19 protein-coding genes are annotated in these 23,517 nt (G+C 66.2%); 4 read left to right on the top strand and 15 right to left on the bottom strand.

Going from position 1 to position 23,517, the window contains the following annotated elements:
* Nucleotides 1-160: 160 nt before the first annotated feature.
* On the bottom strand, nt 161-1,075 hold the full coding sequence (locus NLM32_RS00095) for a phosphoribosylaminoimidazolesuccinocarboxamide synthase (RefSeq protein WP_254127102.1): 915 nt from the start codon (nt 1,073-1,075) through the stop codon (nt 161-163).
* A 79-nt stretch (nt 1,076-1,154) separates the two neighbouring features.
* The gene (locus tag NLM32_RS00090) at nt 1,155-2,072 is read right to left on the bottom strand and encodes a pirin family protein (protein WP_254127101.1); all 918 of its coding nucleotides are present in this window, start codon (nt 2,070-2,072) and stop codon (nt 1,155-1,157) included.
* 64 nt (nt 2,073-2,136) lie between these two features.
* Between NLM32_RS00090 and NLM32_RS00085 the strand changes: the two genes are divergently transcribed.
* From NLM32_RS00085 to NLM32_RS00075, 3 genes are all read left to right on the top strand, one after another.
* Nucleotides 2,137-2,706: a GNAT family N-acetyltransferase gene (locus NLM32_RS00085; RefSeq protein ID WP_254127100.1), complete on the top strand. Its 570-nt coding sequence runs from the start codon at nt 2,137-2,139 to the stop codon at nt 2,704-2,706.
* Between the two features lie 52 nt (nt 2,707-2,758).
* On the top strand, nt 2,759-3,820 hold the full coding sequence (locus NLM32_RS00080; RefSeq protein ID WP_254127099.1) for a helix-turn-helix domain-containing protein: 1,062 nt from the start codon (nt 2,759-2,761) through the stop codon (nt 3,818-3,820).
* A gap of 147 nt (nt 3,821-3,967) precedes the next feature.
* On the top strand, nt 3,968-5,395 hold the full coding sequence (locus NLM32_RS00075) for a serine hydrolase (protein ID WP_254127098.1): 1,428 nt from the start codon (nt 3,968-3,970) through the stop codon (nt 5,393-5,395).
* A gap of 144 nt (nt 5,396-5,539) precedes the next feature.
* Here NLM32_RS00075 and NLM32_RS00070 read toward each other — a convergent pair whose 3' ends face one another.
* Nucleotides 5,540-6,910, bottom strand: coding sequence for an MmgE/PrpD family protein (locus NLM32_RS00070; protein WP_254127097.1), 1,371 nt, complete (start codon nt 6,908-6,910; stop codon nt 5,540-5,542).
* Nucleotides 6,911-7,027: 117 nt separating this feature from the next.
* Between NLM32_RS00070 and NLM32_RS00065 the strand changes: the two genes are divergently transcribed.
* Entirely contained in the window at nt 7,028-8,143 is a 1,116-nt protein-coding gene (locus NLM32_RS00065) for an aromatic acid exporter family protein (RefSeq protein WP_254127096.1), read from the top strand.
* 1 nt (nt 8,144) lies between these two features.
* On the opposite strand, the gene NLM32_RS00060 is transcribed toward NLM32_RS00065, so the two are convergent.
* The 12 genes from NLM32_RS00060 to dnaA form a co-directional block, all read right to left on the bottom strand.
* Nucleotides 8,145-8,795, bottom strand: coding sequence for a 2-hydroxychromene-2-carboxylate isomerase (locus NLM32_RS00060; protein ID WP_254127095.1), 651 nt, complete (start codon nt 8,793-8,795; stop codon nt 8,145-8,147).
* Complete coding sequence (locus NLM32_RS00055) at nt 8,792-9,280, bottom strand: DUF2867 domain-containing protein (protein ID WP_254127094.1); 489 nt, start codon at nt 9,278-9,280, stop codon at nt 8,792-8,794. The genes NLM32_RS00060 and NLM32_RS00055 overlap by 4 nt, the downstream gene beginning before the upstream one ends.
* Entirely contained in the window at nt 9,277-10,668 is a 1,392-nt protein-coding gene (locus NLM32_RS00050; protein ID WP_254127093.1) for an MATE family efflux transporter, read from the bottom strand. The genes NLM32_RS00055 and NLM32_RS00050 overlap by 4 nt, the downstream gene beginning before the upstream one ends.
* 200 nt (nt 10,669-10,868) lie before the next feature.
* A complete protein-coding gene (murA, locus tag NLM32_RS00045; RefSeq protein ID WP_254127092.1) occupies nt 10,869-12,164 on the bottom strand; it encodes a UDP-N-acetylglucosamine 1-carboxyvinyltransferase in 1,296 nt (431 codons plus the stop codon).
* A 138-nt stretch (nt 12,165-12,302) separates the two neighbouring features.
* A complete protein-coding gene (locus NLM32_RS00040) occupies nt 12,303-12,767 on the bottom strand; it encodes a hypothetical protein (RefSeq protein WP_254127091.1) in 465 nt (154 codons plus the stop codon).
* A 142-nt stretch (nt 12,768-12,909) separates the two neighbouring features.
* On the bottom strand, nt 12,910-15,345 hold the full coding sequence (gene gyrB, locus NLM32_RS00035; RefSeq protein ID WP_254127089.1) for a DNA topoisomerase (ATP-hydrolyzing) subunit B: 2,436 nt from the start codon (nt 15,343-15,345) through the stop codon (nt 12,910-12,912).
* Nucleotides 15,346-15,630: 285 nt separating this feature from the next.
* Nucleotides 15,631-16,326, bottom strand: coding sequence for a hypothetical protein (locus tag NLM32_RS00030; RefSeq protein ID WP_254127087.1), 696 nt, complete (start codon nt 16,324-16,326; stop codon nt 15,631-15,633).
* A gap of 34 nt (nt 16,327-16,360) precedes the next feature.
* Complete coding sequence (locus NLM32_RS00025; RefSeq protein WP_254127085.1) at nt 16,361-18,541, bottom strand: hypothetical protein; 2,181 nt, start codon at nt 18,539-18,541, stop codon at nt 16,361-16,363.
* A gap of 118 nt (nt 18,542-18,659) precedes the next feature.
* Complete coding sequence (locus NLM32_RS00020) at nt 18,660-19,403, bottom strand: hypothetical protein (protein WP_254127083.1); 744 nt, start codon at nt 19,401-19,403, stop codon at nt 18,660-18,662.
* Nucleotides 19,404-19,521: 118 nt separating this feature from the next.
* The gene (gene recF / locus NLM32_RS00015; RefSeq protein WP_254127082.1) at nt 19,522-20,658 is read right to left on the bottom strand and encodes a DNA replication/repair protein RecF; all 1,137 of its coding nucleotides are present in this window, start codon (nt 20,656-20,658) and stop codon (nt 19,522-19,524) included.
* A gap of 76 nt (nt 20,659-20,734) precedes the next feature.
* A complete protein-coding gene (dnaN, locus tag NLM32_RS00010) occupies nt 20,735-21,853 on the bottom strand; it encodes a DNA polymerase III subunit beta (protein WP_254127081.1) in 1,119 nt (372 codons plus the stop codon).
* Nucleotides 21,854-22,104: 251 nt separating this feature from the next.
* On the bottom strand, nt 22,105-23,517 hold a 1,413-nt coding region (dnaA, locus tag NLM32_RS00005; RefSeq protein WP_254127079.1), incomplete at its 5' end, for a chromosomal replication initiator protein DnaA.

Raw genomic sequence — 23,517 nt, 5'->3', positions numbered from 1 at the left:
CGGTGTCGTCCCGGCCGAGTGCGCAATTGCGCACGGGGGCCGGGACCCTTAACCACAGGGAGCAGTTTGGCGAAGACTAGGAGTTCGGTACGCCTATCATCCGCAAACGATAGATTCCGCGGTATGGGTCCCGGCCTTCGCCGGGACGACAATCCTCAGCCTAAATCTTCAGCTCCGTCCCCGTGACGCGCCGATACGCTTCCAGATACCGCTTGCTGGTCGCATCGACCACGCTCGCGGGCAGCGGCGGCGGCGGGGCGTCGCCGTTCCAGCGGCCGGCGCGGCGCTCGACGTCGAGATAGTCGCGCAAGGGCTGCTTGTCGAAGCTCGCCTGCGGCTGGCCGGGCTTGTAGGCATCGACGGCCCAGAAGCGTGAGCTGTCCGGCGTCATGACCTCGTCGATCAGGATAATGCGGCCGTCCTTGTCGCGGCCGAATTCGAACTTGGTGTCGGCGATGATGATGCCCTGCTCGCGCGCTAGCTCCTCGCCGAGCGTGTAGATCGCGCGCGTCATGCTCTCAAGCGTATAGGCGACGTCGTCACCGACGACCGCGCGCATCTTGGCAATGGTGATGTTCTCGTCATGGCCGGTCTCGGCCTTGGTCGCGGGGCTGAAGATCGAGGGCTCGAGCTTCTCGCTCTCGACGAGGCCGGCCTTCAGTTTCTCGCCCGCCAGCGTGCCGGAGCCGGCATATTCCTTCCAGGCCGAGCCCGAGAGATAACCGCGGATCACGCATTCGATCGGGAATACGGTGGTGCGGCGGGACAGCATGGCGCGACCGAGGATCTCGGCGCGATGCGGCTTCAGTGCCGGCACGGCCGCGATGATCTCGTCGGTGTCGGCGCTGATCATGTGATGCGGCACCACGCCTTCGAGCTTGTTGAACCAGAACGCGCTGATCTGGGTCAGCACCGCGCCTTTCATCGGGATGGTCTCGCCCATCACGACGTCGAAGGCGCTGATGCGGTCGGTGGTGAGGAGCAGCAGGCGGTCGTCGTCGACGGCGTAGATATCGCGCACCTTGCCGCGGCCGATCTTGGTCAGGGGCAGGTCGCTGGAGAGCATGGCGGTCATCGGCAGAGCTTTCAGGCAGAAGGCTTCAAGACAGGGCGTCCGGCCGCGTCTGATGGCGCGGGCCGGAAGCCGGATTAGCCTATTCCGGCAGCGGAATGAACTCATGTTCCTGCGGAACCGCGGCGAAGCGGCCGGTTTTCCAGTCCTGCTTGGCCTGCTCGATCCGCTCCTTGCTCGAGGAGACGAAATTCCACCAGATGTGGCGCGGGCCCTCCAATGCATCGCCGCCGAGAAACATCATCCGCGTGGCCTTGAGCGCCTTCACGGTGATGCGGTCGCCGGGCCGGAAGATCAGGAGCCGCGGCCCTTCGTAGCGCTCGTTCGCGATCTCGACCTCGCCATCGACGACATAGATCGCACGCTCCTCATGGTCGGGGTCGAGCGGCACGGTCGCGCCGGCGACCGCAGTGACTTCGGTGTAGAACCAGGGCGAGACCATCTTCACTGGCGAGGCGATGCCGAAGGCGGATCCGGCGATCACGCGCGCGGTGAAATCGCGCTCGGAGATCATCGGCAGATCGCCCGCCGCATAATGCTGGAACGAGGGATCGATCTCTTCGGAGCCGGCCGGCAGCGCGATCCAGCTTTGCAGGCCGAGCATCTGCTGGCCCGAGGCGCGCTGGGCATCCGGCGTGCGCTCGGAATGCGCGATGCCGCGGCCCGCGGTCATCAAGTTCATCGCGCCGGGCGCGATCTCCTGCACATTGCCCTCGCTGTCGCGATGCATGATCGATCCGTCAAACAGATAGGTGACGGTGGCAAGCCCGATATGCGGATGCGGCCGCACGTCCATGCCCTTGCCGGACACGAATTGCACCGGCCCGAAATGATCGAAGAAGATGAACGGCCCGACCATCTGCCGCTTGCCATGCGGCAGCGCGCGCCGCACCACGAATCCGTCGCCGAGATCGCGGGTGCGCGGCACGATGACGAGATCGAGCGCGTCGCAGGACATGGGATCGCCGAGCACGGGATCGTTGGAGGGTTGCCAGCTCATGGTGGACTCCTGTTTCTTGCTGGTATGATCGTAGCAGAACATCGATGGGAACGGGAGGAGACAGATGATTCCGCCGCTCAAGCCAGGCGCCAGGCTGCTCGAGGTCACCGGCCCCGAAATCGAGACGGAACGTCTTATCCTGCGTCCATGGCGCGCCAGCGACATCGCGCCCAACGCCGCGATGCTGAGCGACCCCGGCACGGCGCGGTTCATCGCGGCCGACGGCAATCCGGTCACCACCGCGATCGCCGGCTGGCGCAATGCAGCCGTGATCTCCGGACACTGGGCGCTCTACGGCTTCGGCATGTTCGTGGTCGAGGAGAAGTCGAGCGGCAACTATGTCGGCCGCGTCGGCCCGTGGTGTCCGCCGGGCTGGCCCGGTTTCGAGGTCGGCTGGGGCATTGCCAAGGAATTTCGCGGCAAGGGCTATGCGGTGGAGGCGGCCCGCGCGTCGATCGACTGGGCGTTCGACAGTTTTGAGGTCGACGAGATCATGCACTGTATCGAAAGCGTGAATGCGCCGTCGCAGGCGGTGGCGCGCAGGCTGGGTGCGCGGAAGGATCGCGTGATCGATCTGTTCGGCAAGCCCGCCGACGCCTGGATCACGACGCGCGCCGCGTGGCGGCGAAATTGAATCGATCGACGATCTGACTTAAGTTCGCGGCGCCGACGACCGGATCGATGGGATGCTGCTGACCAATCTCGACCTTGCCTTTCGCGCCGCCAGCGTCGCGCTGCTGCTGGTGCTGGCGGCGTCGCTACTCTCTGATTTTCGCAATGTACTGGCTGCCCGCCTCGGTGCCGTCTTCGTGCTCAGCACGGTTGCGCATGCCGTGAGCTATTCGTTGGATGTCACGTCGCGGATCCCGCTCTGGCATGCACCGCTGATCGCGTTGTCGACCGGGACCATCGTGGTGTTCTGGCTGTTCACGCGCGCCCTGTTCGACGACGAGTTTCGCCTCCGCTGGTGGCACGGCTTGATCTGGGCGCTGGTGGCGGCCTTCAGCTTCGCAGGCTGCGTCTGGATTGCACCCAGCGGCCATGTGCGGTTCTCGGTGACGGTGGTCAATCTGATCGTGCTCGGTTTCATCGCCCTTGCGGTCGGGCAGATGATCGCCTCCTGGCCAACTGACCTGGTCGAGCGCCGCCGCCGCGTTCGTGTCTTCATCGTCTGCGCCATCGCGCTCTATGGCGGGCTGAACGCGGTGCTCCAGATCGCCGTCGCCGGCCACCACGTCGGCGCTGTCGCCGAAACCATCAATGCCGGTGTGCTCACCGGCACCGTCGCGGCGATCGTCTATGCCATGATGCGCGTTGACGGCGCGGATCTGTTTCCGGCAGCAGTGGCGCCCGCACCGCCGACTGTTTTCAGCCAGCCTGCGGCCGATGCTGCCGCCGACCAAAAGCTGATCGATGCGCTGATGCGTCTGATGGCGGACGAGCGCATCTACCGCCAGGAGAACATCACCATCGGCGTGCTGGCGGGCCGGTTGAAGATTCCGGAATACCGGTTGCGTCGGCTGATCAACCAGCGGCTCGGCTACCGCAACTTCAATGTGTTCCTGAACAACCACCGGATCGAGGAGGCCAAGGCCGCGCTCGCCGACCCCACCCAGGCCGAGGTTCCCGTCATCACCATCGCGATGGACGCCGGCTTCCAGTCGCTGGGTCCGTTCAACCGCGCCTTCAAGGCGGTCACGGGTGTGACCCCGACGGAATACCGGCGGCTCAAGGCCGACGCGGCTTAGATTTTTAAGCACCTGAAATCACGTATGAATTTCGAAATCGACTAGTCCCGATCAGTTTCGACGAGGTCGATTTTCAAATCCGGCGAGCGTGTCTCGCCCGCATCCGGCCTTGCTCTCCCGCACATGCCCCGTAGCCGGAGAAAGCCCGTGACCCGTCGCCGTAAGATCGTCCTCCTCACCACCGCCATCGCCTGTGCCGGCCTCGCGCTCGGCGCGGCGCGGGCGCGTGACGTGCCCAAGGTTGCCACCGGCTTCATCGCCCACACGCTCTGCTCGGAGACCTTCGTCTCCGGCCTCGATCCCATGCGCGATCTCAACGAGACCATCGACGCGATGCCGGGCACAGGTCTCTTGAGCTGGGCAATGAATCTGCAGATCGATCGCACGCGCAAGGATGTCACGGTGTCCCTGTTCGGGATCGGCCGCAGCCATGCCGTCTATCGCGAAGGTCTCGGTTGCTCGCTCGAGCACGGCCGGGGGATCGCCGACGTCGCGTTGCCGCCGGATGACAAGCAGCCAGCATTGTTGCCCGAGATCGCCGGCCCGGGACTCGTGGCTCCGCAAAGCGAGGGGCTGTCCGCCGCGCTCGACCGTGCCTTCGCCGAGCCCGCGCAGCCGCCTTACCGCCGCACGCGCGCGATCGTCGTCATGAAGGCCGGCCGTATCATCGCCGAGCGTTATGCCGACGGTATCGGGCCGGAGACGCGGCTGCTCGGCTTCTCCATGACGAAGTCGGTGATGTCAGCGCTGACGGGCATTCTCGTGCGTCAGGGCAAGTTGAGACTGGACGGGCCCGCGCCAATTGCCGCCTGGCAAAATCCGGACGATCCGCGCCATGCCATCACCGTCGACCAGTTGCTGCGTCATACCGCAGGCCTCGCGCTCGGCAGCTCGCTGGAGGCCAAGCTTGGCTCCGTGCTCGAGCCGGTCAACACCATGAAATATGCCGAGGACGATATGGCTGGCTTCGCCGAGCGCGCGCCGCTCGCAACCGCGCCGGGCACGGTGTGGAATTATCACGACGGCAATTTCCTCATCCTCGCGCAACTGTTGCGTGACGCCGCCGGCGGCAAGCCCGCCGATGCGCTCGCCTTCGCGCGCCGCGAATTGTTCGCGCCGCTCGGCATGCACGACGTCACGCTTCAGCTTGATGGCGCCGGCACGATCGAGGGCGCCGGCGAAATGATGGCGTCCGCACGCGACTGGGCGCGGTTCGGCCAGCTCTATCTCAACGACGGTGTCGTCGGCGGCAAGCGCATCCTGCCCGAGGGCTGGGTGAACTACTCCGCGACGGCCACGCCTCACGCGTGGGTCGGCATCGGTGCGGGCTTCTGGACCAACCAGGGCAACAGTTTCGGCGCGAAATTTCGCGTCGACCATGGTTGGCCGCGCGATGCCTTCTTCGCCAAGGGCACGATCGGGCAATACACGATCGTGATCCCGTCGGAGAAGTTGGTGATCGTGCGCCTCGGCCGCACACTGAATTGGCCGCCGGAAGTGGATGGCGTGTTCGACCTCGTGCGCGACGTCGTGGCGACCACGCGCGAGAATGGGAAACTGGCGGGCGCGAATTAGTCTTACCTCTCCCCGCCTGCGGGGAGAGGTCGGATCGCCCTTGCGATCCGGGTGAGGGGGTACAGGTCTCACGGCCGTCTCACCCGCGGAGAGAGGCCCCTCACCCCAACCCTCTCCCCGAACGGGCAGAGGGAGAAGAAGGGCCTACTGCCGCCCCAGCTCCGTCGCCTTCGCGACGCGATCGAAGCGCTCCAGCGTCATGATCGCGTCGGCGAATTTGTCGGCCCGGGCGTTCAGCACGGGCCGCGCCAGCGTCAGGAATTTCTGCTGCATCGCCTGCGCATCCGGGAACGAGGTCGGCTCGCCCGAGGGATCGGCATAGAGCCGCTCGTGCACGCCGTCATCGGTGGTGATGCTCACGCGTGCGCCGAACGGATGGGTGCGGCCGACCTCGAGCCGGTCGTCCTGCACCACGTCGAACTTGTCGGCGAGCGCGTCGATGGCGGCGTCACCCAAGCGGTTGTAATCGTCCCAGCCGAACGAGCCCTGGTCGAGCGCGAGCGCGCCGGTGAAGAACATCGAGAACTGGCCGCCGACGATCGAGGTCGGATGCCGCTTGGTGGCGGCATCGCCCGTCAGCGTGATGCCGTTGCGATGCAGGCCGATCTCGACGCGCTTGACCTGGTCGGGCGTCAGATTGTGCTCGCGCCGCATCGCGATCAGCGCGTCGATCGCGGCATGGGTGTAGCGGCAGCTCGGATACGGTTTGACGCCGATCTTCATGGTCTCATAGGTCTTGCCGAGCCCGGCGACCGCCTTGTCGGGATGCGCGTCGTCGGTGTAGCCGGCGAGCAGGCCGTGCTTGCCTTCGACCGATTCCGTCGCGCCGACGAAATCGTTGCGCGCCAGCGTCGCGGCGATCACGCCGTTCATCGCGGCCGCGCCGACCTGGTAGCGCTTGTTCCAGGCGCCGTTCATCAGGAATTGCAGCGAGCCCGCGGCCTGGCTGCCGGCGACGCCGAAGGCGGCGATGATCTGTGCTTCGGAGAGGCCGAACAGCTTTGCCGCCGCCGCGGCCGCGCCATAGGTGCCGGCGGTCGCGGTCGGATGGAAGCCGCGCGCATAATGCGAGGTCGGGTCGAGCGCGTTGCCGAGCCGGCAGCACACCTCATAGCCCGCCACGATCGCGGTCAGCACGTCGCGCCCGGAGGCGCCGACCATCTCGCCGACGGCAAACGCGGCCGGAACCACCGGCGCGCTCGGATGCAGCGAGGAATCCGCGTGCGTGTCGTCGAAATCGAGGGAATGGCCGAGCGCCCCGTTGAGCAGGGCGGCCACCGCCGGTGTCCAGGTCTTGGCATCGCCGAACACGGTGGAGTCGCCCTTGGTGTCGAGCGCGAGCGCTTCGAGCATCTTCAGCAGCGACGGGGTCGATTCCGCCTCGCTCCGCGCCCGGATGGCGCTGCCGAGGAAATCCAGCGTCAGCACCTTGGCGCGATCCAGCACTTCCGCCGGAATATCTGCGAATTTCAGGTTGGCGACATAGGCAGCCAGCGTTGCGGTTTCGTGAGCCATCGTGTTTCCTCGTTTTGGCCGGCAAGTTAGGCGGGGTGATTTGGCCTTTCAAGCGGCCTTGGGGCCGCGGGCATCAGCTATGCTTTTGGCTGGTTGTGAGGATCGGGATATTCGACGATGGCAGGCGCAAGGGAGCTGTTCGACTGGATCTGGTCGCGCAAGACGCAATTGGGGCTGGCGGTCCGGGTCACGGTCGCGGCCACCGGGGCCTATGCGCTTGCCACCGCTCTGCATCTGCTGCTGCCGCTCTGGGCCGTCCTCACCTCCATCATCGTGACCCAGATGAGCGTCGGGCGCTCGCTGAAGGCGACGCGCGACTACATGCTCGGCACGATCGGCGGCGCGGTCTATGGTGGCGCCATCGCAATCCTGATCCCTTATTCCAGCGAACTCGGTCTTCTGGGTTTGCTGGTGCTGGCCGTCGCGCCGCTTGCCTTTCTCTCGTCGATCTATCCGAACCTGAGCTCTGCAACAGTGACGGCCGTGATCGTGCTGGTGCTTCCGAGCATGCATCACGCCGATCCGATGGCGTCGGCGATCGACCGCGTCAGCGAGGTTTCGGTCGGCGCCATCACCGGGCTCCTGGTCTCGTTCCTGGTGCTGCCGTCGCGCGCGGTGCGCCAGATCCGCGCCAGCGCGGCGAAACTGCTCGAGCTGATCGCGGAGGCGTTCACGGAATTGCTTGCGGGTCTCACCCGTGGCCGCGACAACGATGCGCTGCATCGGATACAGGATGGGATCGGCACCGCCATGGTGGGCATGAATACCATCGGTGCCGAGGCGGAGCGTGAACGTTCGGCGCGGCTGTCGAGCGGTCCCGACACCGGCCCGCTGCTGCGCACGATCCTGCGGTTGCGCCATGACGTCGTGATGATCGGTCGCGCCACGGTGGTGCCGCTGCCGGTCGAGGTGCAGGTCAGGCTCGCCGGCCCTCTCGCGGAGGTCAGCGCGGCAATCGTGCGCTTCCTGAAGTCGGCGGCCGAAGCCATCCGCGCGGGCGCCGGCGCGCCGCCGATCCATCCGGTGCACGTCGCGCTTCAGCATTATGCCGAGGCGGTCGCGGCCGTGCGCCAGGACGGCGTGATCCGCGGCCATCCCGGCGATACCGCTGAGCGCTTCTTCGCGCTCGGCTTCTCGCTGGAGCAGATGCACCAGAATCTCTGCGATCTCGATCGCGTCGTCGGCGAATGGTCGGAAGCCGCGGCCGATGGGCCGGTGAAGCTCGCGGAGTGAGCTATCGTTTCGTCAGGCCCTTGCTTTGCAGGCGCCAGATCAGCAGATCGATGCGGTCCTGGCCGAAGAACGGCTCGTTCTCGAACGTGAAGGTCGGCACGCCCCAATGGCCGGAGGCGGCGTGGTCCTTCTCATTCTCGGCAATCACCTGCTCGTAGCGATCCGGATCGGCGCTGATCGCAGCGTCCATCGCGGCGAGATCGAAGCCGGCAGCCCCCGCAGCGCGCGCGAGATGATCGCCCTCGTTCCAGCCGGCGACCGAACCGTCCCAGAGCACGCGCGCGATCGCATCCGTGAATGCGAGCGAGCGGCCTTCGAGCTGCGCCATGGCGCCGAGCCGTGTCAGGCGATGGATATAGGGCTGCTCCGTCGCGACATCGAACGTCGTCTTGTCCTGCACGATCGGATCCGGTCGCGGAAAGCGGAACGGAATGCCTTCGTGTTGCGCCACGCGCGTGCTGTCGAGCACCACATAGCGAATGAAATTCGGGCTCGCTTTCTTGAAGAAGCCTGGCACGCGCACCGCGAGCGGATAGACCGGCCGCAGGTTCACCGCGAGATCATAGTCCGCGACCAGCTTCAGCGTCTTCGGCAGCGCCAGATAGCTGAAGGGGCTGCGAAACGAGAAGAACAGGTCGACGGACAGCGTCATCGCACCGGCTCCGCGATCCTCCCCATCATGCCGCGGGCCACGAGCTTGTGGAACGGCGTGATCAGCGTGAGGTAGGTCCGCCCGAGGAAATTGTTTGTTTTCACCAGGGTGGTCAAGGTGACCTGGCGGCTCGCCGCATCCCCGGCCACGTCGACGACGATGCGAAAATCGAGGTGAGAATCATTGAAGCCGGCGATCAGCCGCTCCGGCGTCTCGCTCAACACCGGAAACAGGCCGATCAGGCCGCCGGGCGCAGGCGCGCCTTCGCCCGATTGCTTCAGGCCGAATGGCGTCACGAGAATGTTGCGCAGGCGTGTCAGCGCCTCGACCCAGCGTGGCCCGTTCAACACCATCCTGGTGCAGGCCTCGCGGGCGTTCACCGCCGCTGGGCCGATATCGACACGAAACGCGTCGATGAACTGCGCGCCTGATAGCACCGTGCCGGCATCGACATTGGGGGTGACTTCACGGACTGGGCTGGTCATCCCGCCAGTTTGCGCGTCAGCATCCGGAATCGCAAGATCAAGAGTCCGGCATAGACGAACGATCCGATCGACAGTCCGATCCAGACGCCGACCGCGCCGAGACCGGCGTGGAAGGCCAGCGCCCAGGCGATCGGGAAGCCGACGCACCAATAGCCGATCGCGGCGAACACCAGTGTCATCTGTGTGTCATTGATGCCGCGCAGCGCGCCGCCCATGATGGTCTGCAGCGCATCGGCGATGAAGAAGGTCGCGCCGACCAGCAGAAGCGTTGCGGTGAGCTCGACAGTCGGCGCGCTGGCTTCGCTGCGGCCGAAGAACAGCCGTCCGAGCTCGTAGCGGCCGAGGACGATGGCAACCGTCAGGCCGGCGACAAACGCGATCCCGAGCACCGTCGCGACGAGGCCCGCGCGTCGGACGCCCGCCGGGTCGTTACGGCCGAAGGCGTGGCCGACCCGCACCGTCGCGGCCATGCCGATGCCGAGCGGGACCATGAACAGGATGGCCGTGACCTGGAGCGCGATCTGGTGCGCGGCGAGTGCGGTCGTCGAGATCAGTCCCATCAACAGCGCAGCCGAAGAGAACAGGCCGTATTCCAGCAGCAGGGAGAACGAGATCGGCGCGCCGATCGCGATCAGCTGGCGCGTCAACGGCCAGTCGATCCGCCATAGCTGGACCAGCGGATGATAATCCGCGAACGGCTTGCGCAGGCCTGCGATGGCGAGCGCAGCGATGAAGGTGCCGAGATTGACCAGTGTCGTCGCCAGTCCCGCGCCGAACAGGCCGAGCTCGGGCAGGCCGAACAGGCCATGGATCAGGCAGTAGACCAGCACGAAATTCGCGGGGATCGCCGCGAGCGTGATCCACAGCGGCGCCTGCGGCCGGTTCACGGCGCTCATCATGCTGCGCAACGCGATGAAGCCGAGCGCCGGCGCGATGCCCCAGGCCAGCCCATTCAGGTAGCGCTGGGCGAGCGCGGCCGAATGCGGCGCCTGTCCGAGCGCGATCAGGATGTGCTCGCCATAGAGGGGCGAAGCCATCATCGGCAGCGAGATCAGCAGCGCGACCCAGAGGCCGACGCGCAAGGACAGGCGGATGCGCCTGACGTCGCCGGCGCCGAATGCCTGGGCTGCCAGCGGCGATACCGCAGCCATCAATCCAAGCCCGAAGGTGAAGCTGACGAAATAGACGGTGTGCGCAAGTGCCGCAGCGGCGACCGAATCCTCGCCGAGCCTGCCGATCAACGCGAGATCGCTCGTGATCATCGCGATCTGCCCGAGCTGCGTCAGCATCATCGGCACGGCCAGCCGCAGCGTCTCGCCGAACTCCTGCGCGAGATGGCTTTGCACGCCGGTTTGCGGCTGCGGATGTGGTTCGACGGTGTCGAGCATGGCTATCCATTATCATCGCAGGGCGACGAAAACATGGCTCGGGCGTCTTCTCCCTCGCCCCGCTTGCGGGGAGAGGGTCGGGGTGAGGGGGAGTCTCCGCGGGGACGGTGAGAGTTGGACTCGCGGAGAGTCCCCCTCACCCGGAACGCGCGCCGGGGCGCGCATTCCGGCCTCTCCCCGCGAGCGGGGAGAGGCGAAGATCACCCCTTCCGTTCCGGCACGCGCCGGATCTTCGCCCCCAGCGCGTTCAGCCGTTCGTCGATGCGCTCGTAGCCGCGCTCGATCTGGTCGGCGTTGTTGATGGTGGAGGTGCCCTCGGCGCAGACGGCGGCGAGCAGCATCGCCATGCCGGCGCGGATGTCGGGCGAGCTCAGCGTCGCGCCATGCAGCCGGCTGGGACCAGCGATGATCGCACGATGCGGATCGCACAGCACGATGCGCGCGCCCATCCCGATCAGCTTGTCGACGAAGAACATCCGCGACTCGAACATCTTCTCGAACATCAGGATCACGCCTTCGCACTGCGTGGCAGTGACGATCGCGATCGACATCAGGTCGGCCGGGAAGGCCGGCCAGGGCTGGTCTTCCAGCTTCGGCACGTGGCCGCCAAAATCATCCTGGATCTTCAGCGTCTGGTTCGAGGGCACGATCAGGTCGTCGCCCTCGACGCGACAGACGATGCCGAGCCGCTCGAAGCCCATGCGGATCGAGCGCAGATGCTCGACGCCGGCGCCCACGATGCGCAGCGGCGAGCGCGTCACGGCGGCGAGACCGATCAGCGAGCCGACCTCGATATGGTCCGGCTGAATCCGGTAGGTCGTTTCGCCCAGCGTCGCCGGTCCATGCACGATCATGGTGTTGGTGCCGATGCCCTCGATCCTGGCACCCAGCGCGACCAGGAAATTGGCGAGGTCCTGCACATGCGGCTCGGAGGCCACGTTGCGCAAATAGGTGACGCCGTCGGCCGCGACGGCCGCGACCAGCGCATTCTCGGTCGCGGTGACGCTCGGCTCGTCGAGGAACACGTCGGCGCCGGTGAGCTTCGGCGCGCGGAATTCGAGCCGGTCGGTCGCGGTGACCTTGGCGCCGAGTTGCTCCAGCGCGAGCACATGGGTGTCGAGCCGGCGCCGGCCGATGACGTCGCCGCCGGGCGGCGGCAGCATCACCTCGCCGCAGCGCGCGAGCAGGGGCCCGGCGAGCAGGATCGAGGCGCGGATGCGAACGCAGAGCTCGGGATCGAGATCGGCGGCGCGAATGCTCTTGGCGTGAATATGAAGCGTGTTGCGGGCGGTCCATTCCGCGGACGCACCAACGGAGCGGACCAGCTCGACCAGCGTCTCGGTGTCGCGGATCCGCGGCACGTTCTCCAGCGTCACCGGATGCTCGGTGAGCAGGGCGGCCGCGATGATCGGCAGCGCCGAATTCTTGTTGCCGGCCGGCTCGATCGAGCCCGAGAGCCGGTGACCGCCCTCGACGATGTATTGGATGGGCGCCACTTGGATCTCTCCGTCCTGTTGGGTTGGGGCGGGCTGCTTTGGAGGCGGAAACTATAGGGAATTGAGCGCGGTAGCAAATGCGCTGGCCGTCGTTCGGGCCTCGTCCTTCAGTCCCGGGGAGGCTGCCAAAGGTGCCCGTCAAAACAGTCCGATGATATTTCCCACCACATAGAGGATCGCGATCAGGATCAGTGCGCCGATCATGACGAAGGAGATTTCAGTCGCAATGGCACCGGTGCCGAGCGTGGCGGCGACGGCGGCCAGGAGGCGCTCTTCCCGGAAGATCAGCGACAGGACCGAGAACAGGATGGCGAGCAGGCCGAGCGAGATTGCGGCGACCGATGCAATTTCGCTCCAGCTTCTCCCAGCCGATTTTTCGACCTTGGGGGCCTGATACTCCACGCCCTTCACGCGCGCGACGATGCGGTCCTTGATGCGATGACCGGTGTCGACGATGACCTGGTCAGCCGGTGGCGGCGGATACACCATCGGCACGACCCAGTGCGGCAGCACGGCCGCAATGAAGGCCAGCATGCCGACGAGGCTCCCGATCACGCCAAGCCGGCGGGAGGGAATAGCTGGCTTCAATGCAGGCGCACTCATGGCATCGCGTTTCCCGGCCGGAATTGGCCAATGGGTTCACGCTACTTCGTCGTGGTCATGGGTGGTGAGGTTCAGGGGCTCGGTCTCGGTGCACCTCTCCCCAGCGGGAGAGGTGACCTGCGCCCGGGGCTTGGGCCGAGTGCTAGATATCGATCGTCGCGCTGAGCGAATGCTCCTGGATGAAGTCGCGGCGCGGTTCGACCACGTCGCCCATCAGCTTGGTGAAGATGTCGTCGGCCTCGTCGACCTCCTTGACCTTCACCTGCAGCAGCGAGCGCACGTCGGTGTCGAGCGTCGTCTCCCAGAGCTGCTCCGGGTTCATCTCGCCGAGGCCTTTGTAGCGCTGCAGCGAGATGCCCTTGCGGCCGGCTTCGGTCACCGCCTCGAACAGGTCGGACGGACCGTGCACCACATGCTCGCTGTCCTTGCGGCGCAGCTTGCCGGAGCGGGCGTAGACGTCCTGGAGTTTGGGCGCGTACTCGTCGAGCTTGCGGGCTTCGGCCGAGCCGAGCAGCGCATCGTCGATGATTGCCGCTTCCTTGACGCCGCGCACGGTGCGCTCGAACAGGAAGCCCTGGCCTTCGACGAATTGTCCGACCCAGCCGCGCTCGACCTCCTCGGCCTGGTTGTCCAGCCGGGTCGCGATGTACTGCGCGGCGGCTGCGGCGTTCTCGGGGTTGCCGTAGACCGACTTGTTCAGCACGCCGGTGATGGCAGCCTGCTCGACCACCTTCCGGTTATAGCGGCTGTGGAGGTTGCGCAGGATGCTGCGGACGACGCGGGCGTCGTCGACCAGCGCGCGCAGATCGCGCCCCGTGCGGTCGCCACCGGTGCCGGGAATGAAGACGCAATCGTCGAGACCGGCGTCGATCAGGTAATCTTCCAGCGCGCGCTCGTCCTTCAGATATTGCTCGGACTTGCCGCGGGAGACCTTATAGAGCGGCGGCTGGGCGATATAGAGATAGCCGCCGTCGATGATGTCGCGCATCTGCCGGTAGAAGAAGGTCAGCAGCAGCGTGCGGATGTGGGCGCCGTCGACGTCGGCGTCCGTCATCACGATGATCTTGTGATAGCGCAGTTTCTCGACCGAGAACTCGTCGCCGATGCTGGTGCCGAGCGCGGTGATCAGCGTGCCGATCTGCTCGCTGCCCAGCATCTTGTCGGGGCGGACGCGTTCGACGTTGAGGATCTTGCCGCGCAGCGGCAGCACGGCCTGGAATTCGCGGTTGCGGCCCTGCTTGGCGCTGCCGCCTGCCGAGTCACCCTCGACGATGAAGAGTTCGGACTTGGCCGGATCCTTTTCCTGGCAGTCGGCGAGCTTGCCGGGCAGCGAGGAGACCGACAGCGGGCTCTTGCGCGTCAGCTCGCGCGCCTTTCGCGCGGCTTCGCGGGCAGCCGCAGCCTGGATCACCTTGCCGACGATCATCTTGGCTTCGGACGGGTGCTCCTCGAACCAGGCCTGGAGCGCCTCGTTGAGCACGTTCTCGACCACGGGGCGCACTTCCGAGGACACCAGCTTGTCCTTGGTCTGCGACGAAAACTTCGGGTCCGGCACCTTCACCGACAGCACGGCCGTCAAGCCTTCGCGGCAATCGTCGCCGGTCAGCGCGATCTTTTCCTTCTTCGCATTGGCTTCGGCATAGCCGTTGACCTGGCGCGTCAGCGCGCCGCGGAAGCCGGCGAGATGGGTGCCGCCGTCACGCTGCGGGATGTTGTTGGTGAAGCACAGCACGTTCTCATGGTAGCTGTCGTTCCACCACAAGGCGGCCTCGACGCCGATGCCGTTGGCTTCGGCACGCACCATGATCGGCGTGGGCACCAGGGCTTTCTTGTTGCGGTCGAGATATTTGACGAACTCCTCGACGCCGCCGGAATAATGCATCTCCTCGCGCTTCTCGACCGCGTGACGCATGTCGGAGAGCGCGATGTTGACGCCGGAATTGAGGAAGGCGAGCTCGCGCAGGCGATGCTCGAGCGTGGCGAAATCATATTCGACGTTCTTGAAGGTCTCGGTGGACGCCATGAACGTCACCTCGGTGCCACGCCGGCCCGGCGCATCGCCGACGACCTTGAGCGGTGCGACCGCATCGCCATGGGCGAACTCGATGTAATGTTCCTTGTCGTCGCGCCAGATGCGCAAGCCGAGCTTGCTCGACAGCGCGTTGACGACGGAGACGCCGACGCCGTGCAGACCGCCGGAGACCTTGTAGGAGTTCTGGTCGAACTTTCCGCCGGCGTGCAGCTGGGTCATGATGACCTCGGCCGCCGAAATGCCTTCGCCCTTGTGGATGTCGACGGGAATGCCGCGGCCGTCGTCGCGCACGGTGACGGAATTGTCGGCGTTGAGCACGACGTCGACGCGCGAGGCGTGTCCTGCCAGCGCTTCGTCGATCGCGTTGTCGACGACTTCGTACACCATGTGATGCAAGCCCGAGCCGTCATCGGTGTCGCCGATATACATGCCCGGACGCTTGCGAACGGCATCGAGCCCCTTGAGCACGCGGATCGATTCCGCCCCGTAATCGCTCGGATTTGAGGGCTCGTTTTCGGCAGGCGTCTGCCGAGCAGGTTCTGTCATGAGAGGCCTTCGAAATGTCGCCCGAATCAGCGGCGCAAAAGGCGCTGATTTGCAGGCTATTTGTGCCATGAAAGACCGCTTGCGCCTAGCGCAAAGTATCCTCCGGCAACCCTTTGAGCAGATAGGGTTTTTCAACGAGTTTTCAAGGCTTTTGAGGGCCGATTCCGGGCTCCTCGAAAAGCCCGATTCGAGGCCCTGTTTTTGACCCCTGAAGGCGTGGATTTTGCGGGGGTGCAGCGGCCTGTTCGGAAGGCGTCGTGGGGCTGCGGGACGGGCGTCCCGAGTTCAGTAAATCCGGTCCGACTTCCTGTCGCCGTCATCCAACCTGAGGCCCCAGGTCTCGCCGGCGGCCACGGTGATGCTATCGGTGCGGACCCGACGGCCCGATACGAGCAGCGTATAGGCATACGTGCCGGGCGGCAGATCCAGCATTTGTGGATGGTTGACGCCGCCCGCGATCTCGATGACCTCATCGTTGATCGCGAGCGAGGCCACATCAGGTACAAGATAGCCGAAGATCAGCCGCGCCTGTCCTGATGCGGGCAGGAAGTTGGCCTTGGCCGCGACCTCCGTGTTTCGCTGGACTAGGTCGATCGTGGTCTCGCCCTTGGCACGGTCGAGCGTCAGCGTGCCCGGTCCCTTCGGGGAAGCGAACACGAGCCGCGCGCGATCGGCGGCGACCGTCGCGCCCTCCGCCTTTTCCTGCCAGCCGCGCTTTCCGAGTTCCGCACGGTAGAAGGCCAAGACGTCGTTGAGCTCTGCGGGCACCTGGGCTTCGAGCTCGACCCGGAACGGGACTTCGATGCCGGACGCGTGCGAGGTGCTGAAGCTCGAGTGGCTGGCTCGCGTCGGCACGGGCATATCGGCGTGGGGATCCGCTGCGGTCAGCGGCTCCTGCGAACAGCCCGCAAGAAGCGTGAGGCCGCACACCAGCAGCCACCACCGTGCCGGGACCTTCGTCCCGTGCCTGACCGTCGTCATGCTTGCTCTCCGCATCAAGGGTTTGGCGATCGGATCAATACATTTGCAGCGGCAGCACGTCGCCGGTCGGCCCCACCATCAGGCCCCAGGCATCGCCCGCGGCGATGTCCAGGGTGTCGTTGCGGGCCGGGCGACCTGCCATTTTAAGCGAGTACTGGTATTTGCCCGGCGGCAGATCGAGCATCGGCCCCTTCGGGGATTGAGGGCCACCGGCACCGGCCGCAACCTTGATGGTCTGCTTGTTGATCGTGAGCTGCGCGTCCTGGGAGCCCATGTTGCCGAACAGCAGCTTGGCCTGGCCGGGCTTGGGCATGATGTCCGCCTTGGTCGCGGCATCCGGGTTCTTCTGCACCAGATTGACCGACGTCTCGCCATTGGCGCGGCCGAGCTTCAACACGGCCGGTCCCTGAGCGGACGTGAAGGCGAGCTGGACGCGATCGGCGCTGACGGCCGCGCCGTCCGGCTTCTCCTGCCAGCCGAGCTTGGTCAGCTCGCTGCGATAGAACGCCAGCACGTCGCTAAGTGCGGCAGGTACGCTGGCCTCGAGCTCTCGGCGGAACGGCGCCTCAACTCCAGGCAGTTTCGCCGTGCCAAGTGAGGTCGATGTGCGCTGCTTCGGCACGGGCAGCGCTGAGTCCGGATCCGCTTCCAGCGGGGCGGACGCTTTGGCCTGGGCGACGGCAGGATCGTTGCCAGCCGGCCTGGCTTTGGACGCAGGATTGGCCGCAGCCATCTTGAGGCCCGAGCCGTCGGCGCTGACATTCACCTTCGGACCCATCTGCATCACGGTCATCGAGATCGACTTGCCGCCCTTCGAAAACTCCATCACCGCCATGTTCGGCTGGTTGATCACCGAGGGCTGCTCCTTCCAGCCTGCGGGCTTCAGCGAGGCCCGGTAGAAAGCCGTCAGCGCCTTGACGCTGGAGGCGGCATTGAATTCGAGCCGGCCGTCGTCGCCGTTGAACGTCACCTCCTGCGCGTTCTCGGGCAGCGGCACCGGCGTCTTGCTGTCGGCGAGCGCCTGCAGCGGCGCATCGGAGAGCGCGGCGGCCTGCACCTTGCGACGGGTTTCGTCGGCGGCGATGACCTGTTTTGCCATCGCCTCGGCGTCCTTCATGAACTTTTCGTCGGCATCCTTCTTGGCCTTGATCCGTGCCGCGATCGCCGTGTCCGTCAGCTGCGTGGCCAGGCTGACCATGGTGAAATCATATTTGCGGCCGAGCCGCAGCACGCCGGTCTCCTCCGCCGTGGAAACCTTGATCGCCACCTCGTCGCCGGCGGCAAGCGGCGCGTTGCCATCCTCGTGCCAGCCGCGTGCGGCGAGCTCGCGATGGTAGAAGGCGAGCACGGCAGGCAGATTGGCCATCACGGCGGCCGACATTTCGCGCTTGGCGGTGGTGGCGTTGCCCTTGCCCATGGACGTCTTTGTCGCGTCCGGTCGCGGAAAGCCTGCGGAATCGCCGTCGAGCTTGAGCTCGGCGGGCAGGGCGAAGACGGCCGTCCGGATCTCGACATTGGTCTTGCCGTCGTCGCGGCGTGTCATCGTCAGCATCACGGGCTTCTGCCTGTAGAAGCCGGTCACTTCGCTGTCGGGATGCTCGTAGTAGACGCGCACGCCGTTCGGAACGGCATCGTCGAGGCCGGCATTGGTCCAGCGCGAGGCCGTTTCCGGCGTGAGCTTCTGCCAGCCGATTGCGGCCATTTCTCTGGTGTAGAAATCAAGCGTCGCCTCGAGCACCGTCGGCGCGATGCAGCCGAGATAGGGCCTGGTGCCATCGAACACGATGCCGAGCGCGCCGTCGGGGAACGGCACGTTTCCATAGATCCGGTCGGGCGTGTAGTACACCACGGATTGGTCGGGCCGGCCGAGGGCCTGCGTGAAATGGACGGACAGGCCTTGCCGGCCCTTCTTGAAATTCAGCGTGTCGCTCTTTTCCTCCAGCGGTCGCACATAGGGCACCCAGCCGTCCGCGCTGAGGAGTTTCTTCACGGCCGGCGCGGTCACGGTTTCCGGCGTCGGCATACGATATTCGACGCGGTCGCGATTTTTGAGTGACGGATCGTCCACCGCGCCCTCGAGCTGCGGCAGGGTGTGAACGTCGACGTAGCCATCATCGGCGCGCGCGGGCAACGAAGCGCTCGCCATCAGCAGAAGGCCGCAGGCAAGCAGCCGCCAGCGGGCCGGGACCTGCGCCCCGCGCTTGATCGTCGACATCGTGAAAACTCCTGGGTTTTGCGCGGGCCTTGATCCATCGCGCAATTGCAGGCTGCGACACCGTCGACGCGGCCTCAGACGACTAGTCGCGGCGGGAACCCGTGAGGTTCAAATCGGCTCAGTACAGCAGGAGGGGCGACCAGGCCTCGCCGTCGCGCCCGACCGTGAGCTCCCAGGTATCGCCGGCGGCGAACTCAAGGACATGGGTGGTGGCCGGATGGCCCGGCACGCTCAGCTCGTAGGAATATTTGCCGGGTGGCAGATCCAGCGACACGGCACGGGTGCCGGCGGCGCGCTTGATGGTTCGATCGTTGATCGTGAGCGCGGCGTCGGTCTCGCTGATATTGGAGAACACCAGCATCGCCTGGCCGGGCTCGGGCAGGACGTTGCCCTGGATCGCGACATCGCGGTTGCGCTGGACGAGATTGACGATGGTGCTGCTGTTCCTGCGGCCGAGCTCGAGCATTCCCGGCCCCAGCGGGGAGACGAAGGCGACGTGGGCATGGTCGGCGGCGACCACGCGACCATCCGGCGTCTCCTGCCAGCCGCGCTTTCCGAGCTCGGTGCGATAGAAAGCGAGGACGTCGCTGAGCTCCGCGGGAATGGTGGCCTCCAGCGTGGTGCGGAGCGGCGCTTCAACGCCGCGGATGATGGTGGTGTGGATCCCTCTGAAGCTGTACCGGGTTGGCGCGGGCAGAGTTGCCTCCGGATCCGGTGTCAGCGTAGGCGAGACCAGCGTCGCGAGATGCGGCATCCAGACGCCGGCAGTGGCCGCGAGCGTGCAGCCTGCGAGGAGGGCGAGGCCGCACACAAACGCTCGCCATCGTGCCGGAGCTTTCGCTCCGAGCCTTACCGTCCGCATGGTCACTCCTCAGGACATCGCGCGATGTGAGATCGCCGCGATTGCAACGGCTGCGACACCGTCGGCGCGGCCTCAGGGAGCTAGTCGCGACTGGAAATGACCGGGTTCAACGACGGCTCTATCGCCGGGCGGAAACGCGTCCGCTCTCGACGTCAAAGACTTCGCCGCCCGCGCCGATCTCGGCAAACGCGGCCGGGTCCGCGCCGGTCAGCCACACCTGCGCGCCGAGCTTGCGCAGCTCGTCGAACAACGCGGCGCGCCTGTTCGGATCGAGATGCGCGACGACCTCGTCGAGCAGCAGCAGCGGCACGATGCCGGTCATCTCGGCGACCAGCGTCGCATGCGCCAGCACGAGACCGATCAGGAGCGCCTTCTGCTCGCCGGTCGAGGCATCGCGCGCGGGCATGCTCTTCGGCGCGTAGATCACCTGCAGATCGGTGAGATGCGGACCGTCGGTGGTGCGGCCGGCAATGGCATCGCGCGGGCGGTTGTCACGCAGGATCTGGCGGTAGCGGTCCTCGACCGAGGTCGCGGTCTCGGTCAGCAGCGCGTTCTCCATCCAGCCGTCGAGCGCGATCTGCGCCGAGGGAAATGCGGACTGCTGTGCGCGCGTGTTGAGCATGCCGGTGAGCCGCGCCGCGGTCTGGCCGCGCGTGGCGGCGACGGCCACCGCGAGCTCGGCGGTCTCGCGCTCGATCGCGTCGCACCAATGGTCGTCGTAATTGCGCGTCTCGAGCAGGCGGTTGCGTGAGCGCAGCGAACGTTCGAGCGCGTTGATGCGGCTGGAATGCTCGCTGTCGATCGCGAGCACCAGGCGGTCGAAGAAGCGCCGCCGCTCGGAGGCCGCGCCCATGAACAGCCCGTCCATCGCCGGCGTCAGCCACACCATGCGGATGTGATCGCCGAAGGCCGCCGCGGAAGTCACCGGCTCGCGGTCGATGCGGCAGCGGCGGTTGACGGCGGTATCCGCGCGCGGCGGCTCGATGCCGGTGCCGAGCGTGGCCAAGCCCAAAGCGCCCTCGACCTGCGCGGACACGGCCCAGGAGCCGTCGCCCTGGTTGTCGGCGACGTCCTCCAGCGTGGCGCGCCGCAAGCCCCGTCCGAGCGACAGGAACGAGATCGCCTCGATGCAATTGGTCTTGCCCGCCCCGTTCGGCCCGACCAGCGCCACCATGTCAGCCGCCGTCTCGAGCCCCGCCGCCCGATAGTTCCGAAAATGCGTCAGCGTCAGGCGGTGAATGCGGGAGGGGGTCATGCTGTCTTTGTCATCGCCGGGCCTCTGCGCCCGGCAAGGACGGATGTAGTCGATGCGGAGGGACGCCGGTAGCCCCTCACACCCGCATCGGCATCAGCACGTAGAGCGCGCTCTTGTCGTCCTTGTCCTGCACCAGGGTCGGCGAGCCGGGGTCGGCGAGCTTCAACGTCGCGACGTCGCCTTCGATCTGGGCGGCGATGTCGAGCAGGTAGCGGGAGTTGAAGCCGATATCGAGCGCGTCGGAGGCGTACTCGACCTCGATCTCTTCGGTGGCGCTGCCGGAATCCGGATTGGTCACCGACAGCACCAGCTTGCCCGGCGACAGCGACAGTTTTACCGCGCGGCCGCGTTCGCTCGAAATCGTCGAGACGCGGTCGACCGCGTTCTCAAAATCCTTCTTGTCGACGACGAGCTCCTTGTCGTTGCCTTGCGGAATGACGCGGCCGTAATCGGGGAAGGTGCCGTCGATCAGTTTCGAGGTCAGCACCACATTGCCGAGGGTGAAGCGGATCTTGGCCTGCGACAGCTCGATCGTGACCTCGGCCTCGTTGTCCTCGATCAGGCGCTGCACCTCGCCGACGGTCTTGCGCGGCACGATCACGCCGGGCATGCCCTCGGCCCCCTTGGGCTGGACCAGGTCGAGCTGGGCGAGGCGGTGGCCGTCGGTGGCGACGCCGCGTAGCGTCGCGGCCTTCGCCGTGCCGGCCGCATGCAGATAGATGCCGTTGAGGTAGTAGCGGGTCTCTTCGGTCGAGATCGCGAACTGGGTGCGGTCGATCAGCCGCTTGACGTCCTTGGCGGCGAGCGAGAACGAATGCGACAAATCGCCGGCGGCGAGATCCGGGAAATCGTTCTCGGGCAGGGTCTGCAGCGTGAAGCGCGAACGGCCGGCGCGGATCGCCAGCACGGCGCGGTCGCCGTCGGCTTCCAGCACGATCTGCGATCCGTCGGGCAGCTTGCGCACGATGTCGTAGAACATGTGCGCCGGCACGGTGGTGGAGCCTGCCGTGGCGGTTTCCGCCGGCAGCGTCTCGGTCACCTCGAGGTCGAGGTCGGTCGCCTTCAGCGACAATTTCGCGTTCTCGGCGCGCACCAGCACGTTGCCCAGGATCGGAATCGTGTTGCGGCGCTCGACCACGCGGTGGACATGGCCCAGCGACTTCAGGAGTTGCGCGCGTTCGACCGTAACCTTCATTGCACTACTCGCCCGATCCCCAAAAGATGGAAAAAGCCGGGCGGAGGAAAGTGCGCCGCGGCACCGAAGACCCCGGAAAGCCGGATCATCCAGCCGATATGACCAAAGCCGTCAGGGTCGCGCAAGGTGGCGCGGATGGACGGGGGATTCAAGGGATCGGGAGCCAGTTCCCCACGATTTACCCGCAGAAACGCGACCGCCGCCCGGGCGGGGCCGGGGGGCGGGAGAATGGCAGGAGATCGCCTAGGCGTTTATTCCTGAAGCTGGCGCTTGAGCGACTCGACCTCCTCGGACAGCGCATTGTCCTTGGAAACCAGTGCCTCGATCTTGCGCACGGCGTGCAGCACCGTGGTGTGGTCGCGGCCCCCGAAGCGCCGGCCGATCTCGGGCAGCGAGCGCAGGGTCAGCGTCTTGGCGAGGTACATCGCCACCTGGCGCGGACGCACCACATTGGCGGTCCGGCGCGACGACAGGAGGTCGGAGCGGCTGACATTATACTGCCGTGCCACCACGCGCTGGATGTCCTCGATCTTGATCCGCTTCGGCTCCTGCGGCCGGATCAGGTCGCGCACCTCGCGCTCGGCCATCTCCAGCGTCACCGGCTGGTTGTTGAGCTTCGAGTGCGCCAGCAGGCGGTTGATCGCGCCTTCGAGGTCGCGGCCGTTATGGGTGATGGTGCGCGCCAGATAGTGCAGCACCTCTTCCGGCACGTCGAAGGTCGCATGATGGGCACGGGCGGCTGCGACGCGCGACTTGAGAATGCCGTGGCGCAGCTCTTCGCCGAGCGAGGCCATCTCGACCACGAGGCCGCCGGCCAGGCGCGAGCGGACGCGGTCATCCAGGCTTTCCAGATCGGACGGCGGACGGTCGGCCGCGATCACGACCTGACGGCCGGCATCGATCAGCGCATTCAGCGTGTGACAGAACTCGGCCTGCGTCGACTTGCCCTGCAGGAACTGCAGGTCGTCGATGACCAGCACGTCGATGCCGCGCAGCGCTTCCTTGAAGGCGAGCGCCGTCTGCGTCTTCAGCGCGGCGACGAAGCCGTACATGAATTTTTCCGCAGTGAGATAGAGCACCTTGCGCTCGTTGCCGGAATTGCCGGCCCAGGTCACGGCCTGCAAGAGATGCGTCTTGCCGAGGCCGACGCCGGCATGGATGTAGAGCGGGTTGAACATCACGGGGTCGCCGCGGCGACCTTCGGCGACCTGACGCGCGGCGGCATGCGCCAGCGTGTTGGAGCGGCCGACGACGAAGCTCGCAAAGGTCAGGCGCGGATCGAGCGGCGAGCCGCCGAGCGCATCATGATTGGCCGAGACCGGCGCGGTCGCGGTCGAGCGCAGCTCGGGTGCCGGCGCGCGGCGTGCTTCGACCGGCGCGGGCGCTTCCTTCGGCTGCACCACGGGGCGCACCGCGGAGCGAACGGTGAGATCGATGCGATGCACCTCCGGCATCTCGGCCTGCCAGCACGACAGCACGCGCTCGGCATAATGGGCCTGGATCCAGCTCTTCAGGAAGCGGGTCGGCACCGAGAGACGCACGCTCTCTTCCTGCACGCCTTCGAGATCCATGCGCGCAAACCAGCTCGTGTAGACGTCTTCGCCGACGTTCGAGCGCAGCCGGCTCTTCACGCGTGACCAGCGATCCTGTTCCGATGTCGTCAT

The sequence above is a fragment of the Bradyrhizobium sp. CCGUVB14 genome (assembly GCF_024199935.1).
In the GTDB taxonomy this organism is placed as follows: domain Bacteria; phylum Pseudomonadota; class Alphaproteobacteria; order Rhizobiales; family Xanthobacteraceae; genus Bradyrhizobium.
The sequence above is the reverse complement of the archived record's forward strand: the minus strand, read 5'-3'. Positions and strand labels throughout refer to the sequence as shown.

Excerpts from the sequence above, each read along its gene's own strand:
- NLM32_RS00070 (WP_254127097.1), bottom strand. The coding sequence starts at position 6,910 with ATGGCTCACGAAACCGCAACGCTGGCTGCCTATGTCGCCAACCTGAAA.
- NLM32_RS00020 (WP_254127083.1), bottom strand. The coding sequence starts at position 19,403 with ATGCGGACGGTAAGGCTCGGAGCGAAAGCTCCGGCACGATGGCGAGCG.
- NLM32_RS00050 (WP_254127093.1), bottom strand. The coding sequence starts at position 10,668 with ATGCTCGACACCGTCGAACCACATCCGCAGCCGCAAACCGGCGTGCAA.
- NLM32_RS00025 (WP_254127085.1), bottom strand. The coding sequence starts at position 18,541 with ATGTCGACGATCAAGCGCGGGGCGCAGGTCCCGGCCCGCTGGCGGCTG.
- dnaN (WP_254127081.1), bottom strand. The coding sequence starts at position 21,853 with ATGAAGGTTACGGTCGAACGCGCGCAACTCCTGAAGTCGCTGGGCCAT.
- NLM32_RS00065 (WP_254127096.1), top strand. The coding sequence starts at position 7,028 with ATGGCAGGCGCAAGGGAGCTGTTCGACTGGATCTGGTCGCGCAAGACG.
- NLM32_RS00040 (WP_254127091.1), bottom strand. The coding sequence starts at position 12,767 with ATGAGTGCGCCTGCATTGAAGCCAGCTATTCCCTCCCGCCGGCTTGGC.
- NLM32_RS00060 (WP_254127095.1), bottom strand. The coding sequence starts at position 8,795 with ATGACGCTGTCCGTCGACCTGTTCTTCTCGTTTCGCAGCCCCTTCAGC.
- NLM32_RS00030 (WP_254127087.1), bottom strand. The coding sequence starts at position 16,326 with ATGACGACGGTCAGGCACGGGACGAAGGTCCCGGCACGGTGGTGGCTG.
- gyrB (WP_254127089.1), bottom strand. The coding sequence starts at position 15,345 with ATGACAGAACCTGCTCGGCAGACGCCTGCCGAAAACGAGCCCTCAAAT.
- NLM32_RS00095 (WP_254127102.1), bottom strand. The coding sequence starts at position 1,075 with ATGACCGCCATGCTCTCCAGCGACCTGCCCCTGACCAAGATCGGCCGC.
- NLM32_RS00085 (WP_254127100.1), top strand. The coding sequence starts at position 2,137 with ATGATTCCGCCGCTCAAGCCAGGCGCCAGGCTGCTCGAGGTCACCGGC.
- NLM32_RS00090 (WP_254127101.1), bottom strand. The coding sequence starts at position 2,072 with ATGAGCTGGCAACCCTCCAACGATCCCGTGCTCGGCGATCCCATGTCC.
- NLM32_RS00055 (WP_254127094.1), bottom strand. The coding sequence starts at position 9,280 with ATGACCAGCCCAGTCCGTGAAGTCACCCCCAATGTCGATGCCGGCACG.
- NLM32_RS00080 (WP_254127099.1), top strand. The coding sequence starts at position 2,759 with ATGCTGCTGACCAATCTCGACCTTGCCTTTCGCGCCGCCAGCGTCGCG.
- recF (WP_254127082.1), bottom strand. The coding sequence starts at position 20,658 with ATGACCCCCTCCCGCATTCACCGCCTGACGCTGACGCATTTTCGGAAC.